Below are 1,840 nucleotides of genomic sequence, written 5' to 3'. Positions count from 1 at the left end.
CGGCACGGCCGCCGCCCGGTGAACCGGGCCGGGTTCGTCATCCACTCCGCGATCCACGCGGCCCGGCCGGACGTGGTCGCCGCCTGCCACGCGCACGCCGTGCACGGCAAGGCCTGGTCGAGCCTGGGCCGCCCGCTGGACCCGATCACCCAGGACGCCTGCGCGCTCTTCGAGAACCACGTGGTGGTCTCCGAGGGCGGCGGCGAGGTCGTCCTCGACGAGGAGGCGGGCGCGCTGCTCGCCGCCGGCCTCGGCCCGCACCGGGCCGCGATCCACCAGAACCACGGCGTCTTCACGGTCGGCGAGTCCGTCGAGGAGGCCGCCTGGTGGTTCATCAGCATGGAGCGCAGCGCCCAGGCCCAGCTGCTCGCCGAGGCCGCCGGAACGCCTCGGGTGATGAGCGCCGAGGCGGCCCGCTACACCCGCGAGCAGACGGGCTTCCCGCTCGCCGGCTGGTTCTCCTTCCAGCCGCTGTGGCAGGACGTCGTCCGCTCCGACCCTGACCTCTTCGAGTGACCGGGCCGGCCTCGCCGGGCTCGGCCGCCTGGTGGCGGCAGCGGTACGACGAGCGGGCCCGGCGCCGGCCCCGGGCGGGCGGACTGACCCTGGCGGCGATCACCGCCGCCGCCCTGGAGATCGCGGACGGCGAGGGGCTGGACGCCCTCACGATGCGCCGCCTCGCCGACCGGCTGGGCACCCGCCACACCTCGCTGTACCGGTACGTCGCCAGCCGGGAGGAGCTCCTGGTGGAGCTGGTGGACCACGTGCTCGCCGAGGTCCGGCTGCCGGAGGAGACGGCCGACTGGCGGTCCGCCCTGGCGGCCGGCGCCCGCGGGTTCCGCGGCGTCCTGCTCGGCCATCCCGCGGTGGCGCCGCTGTTCGTCGCCGGCCAGCTGCTCGGCCCGAACGCGCTGCGCGCCCGCGAGCACGCCCTCGGTGTGCTGATCACGACCGGCTGGGAGCCCGCCACCGCGGTGCACGTCTACCTGACGGTCATGCACTTCGTGATCGGCTCCGCCCAGATGGACGCGGGCGGCGCCGCACGGACGGCGGCCGAGCGCGCCGCGATGGCCGAGCTGTTCGCGGCCCTGCCGGAGTCCACCCACCCGGTCGTCCGCCGCCACGCCGAGCTGCTCAACGCGCCGGACAGCGACGAGGAGTTCGACTTCGGGCTCACCGCGCTGCTGGACGGCGTCGCCCTGCGCCGCCCGGCGCCGTGACCGCGCGCCCGACCACCGCGCGCCCGACCACCGGCAGTCCCCGACAGGAGGCACCGTGACCCCGCCGACCGAGACCGAGCTGCCGCCGCTGGCGGAGTGGACCGCGGGCGGGCGCCGCCTGGCCGTCCGCGGCCCGCGCGGTGCGCACACCCTGTTCGTCCGCCAGGACGGTCCGCCCGGCGGGCGGCCGGTGACGCTGCTGCACGGCTTCCCGACCTCCTCGCACGACTGGGCGGCCGTGGCGCCCCGACTGGCCGCGGACGGCTGCCGGGTGACCACCCTCGACCTGCTCGGCTTCGGCGAGAGCGACAAGCCGCGCCGGCACGCGTACTCACTGCTGGAGCAGGCCGACCTGGTGCAGGCGGTGTGGCAGGAGCTCGGCGTCGGCGCGACGGCGCTGGTGGCGCACGACTACGGGGTCAGCGTCGCGCAGGAGCTGCTGGCCCGGGACGCCCCGCGGATCACCCGCACGGCATGGCTGAACGGCGGGTTCTGGGCCGACCTGCACCGGCCGGTCCCGATCCAGCGGCTGCTGCACGGCCCGCTCGGGCCGCTGCTGGCCCGGGCGACGACCGAGCGGCGGTTCGCCGCCTCGATGCGGCAGGTGCTGGCCCGGCCGG

At 77.0% G+C, this 1,840-nt stretch carries 3 protein-coding genes; all 3 read left to right on the top strand.

The features are described from left to right. The coding region (locus tag ABZ641_RS35755) for a class II aldolase/adducin family protein (protein WP_359988607.1) at positions 1-516 on the top strand (516 nt) is incomplete at its 5' end. Then, positions 513-1,220 carry a TetR/AcrR family transcriptional regulator gene (locus tag ABZ641_RS35750; RefSeq protein WP_344621722.1) on the top strand — a complete coding sequence of 236 codons (708 nt, stop codon included), beginning with the start codon at positions 513-515 and terminating at the stop codon, positions 1,218-1,220. The genes ABZ641_RS35755 and ABZ641_RS35750, both read left to right, overlap by 4 nt. Positions 1,221-1,275: 55 nt before the next feature. Next, on the top strand, positions 1,276-1,840 hold a 565-nt coding region (locus ABZ641_RS35745), incomplete at its 3' end, for an alpha/beta fold hydrolase (RefSeq protein WP_359988605.1).

Origin of the sequence: Kitasatospora sp. NPDC007106 (assembly GCF_040634455.1) — a bacterium.
Taxonomy (GTDB): domain Bacteria; phylum Actinomycetota; class Actinomycetes; order Streptomycetales; family Streptomycetaceae; genus Kitasatospora; species Kitasatospora arboriphila.
Note: the sequence above shows the minus strand (reverse complement) of the source record. Positions and strands in the feature narration are given on the sequence as shown.